This window comes from Cellulomonas septica (genome assembly GCF_012396155.1).
Classification (GTDB): Bacteria; Actinomycetota; Actinomycetes; order Actinomycetales; family Cellulomonadaceae; genus Cellulomonas; species Cellulomonas septica.
Map to the genome: position 1 here is coordinate 1 of NZ_JAAXOY010000911.1, position 1015 is coordinate 1015.

Sequence of the window (1015 nt, forward strand, 5' to 3'; positions counted from 1 at the left end):
GACGCCGACGCGACGCCGGGCGCGAGGTGGTGCTCGGCGAACCAGAACCGGCGGTAGCCGAGCGCGTCGGCGCGCACGGCCAGGTCGAGGCTCGCGCGGATCGCGTCCTGGCCGGTCGCGCCGTCGGCGACGACCGCGAGGTCGAGGATCGAGAGCGGGACGCGGCGGGCGGTGGTGGTGGGGCTCATGGCGGTCCTGTCGTCGTGGTGCTGCGGAGGCCGTGGAGCGCGGCGCGATCCGGTGGATCCGGTGTGGTCGGTGTCGCGGCGCGCGGTCGGGTACGGGTCGTCAGGTCGAGGGCGTCAGGTGCGGGCAGGGTGGGCGGTCCGGTGCAGCGCGAACCGCGCGGCCGCGGCTCGCGTCGGCCCGTCGGGGTCCTCGGCCGCGAGGTCGGCCAGCACGCGCCCGATCGCGGGCCCGAACTTGAAGCCGTGCCCGGAGAACCCGGCGGCCACGACCACGCGGCCGCGCCGGTCGAGCACGAAGTCGTGGTCGGGCGTCGTCGTGTACGTGCAGGACACGGGCTCGAAGGAGTCGGGGTCGGCCCCCGGCACCCACGTGCGGACGTACTGCCGGAGCTGCGCGAGCTGGCCGGGCTCGGGCTCGTAGGTCCGCCGGTCGGGGTCGGTCACGGGGCCGACGCCGTGGAAGCCGATCTTGAGCCCCTCGACGGGGTCGACGAGCCCGTAGGTGCCGCTCGGCCAGCCGTCGAGGTCGAGCGGCTGGTGCGTGAACACGGGCCACGACTCGGGCGTCGGCGCGGCCGTCCGCAGGGCGAAGTGCGCGGGCTGCTCCTGCGTGACGACCAGGGACGGCAGACCGTCGGCGACCGCGGCCGCGTCGACGAGGCCGGCGCCCGCGCCCGTCAGCAGACGGTGCGTCCAGGCACCGACGGCGACGACCACGCTGCGCGCGACGACCTCGTCGGTCGCGGTCCGGACGAGGACTCCGCCCGGGACGTCGACCAGCCCGGTCACCGGCGTGTCGTGCCGGACGTCGGCGCCGTGCGCGCGAG

The 1015-nt window shown here is 76.7% G+C and carries 1 protein-coding gene and 1 pseudogene; both read right to left on the reverse strand.

All coding sequences use genetic code 11. The features are described from left to right. Nucleotides 1-188: pseudogene (locus tag HGA02_RS20215) on the reverse strand (LLM class flavin-dependent oxidoreductase); the annotation flags it as partial. A 114-nt stretch (nt 189-302) separates the two neighbouring features. Continuing rightward, on the reverse strand, nt 303-1015 hold a 713-nt coding region (locus HGA02_RS20220; RefSeq protein ID WP_168681224.1), incomplete at its 5' end, for an FAD-dependent oxidoreductase.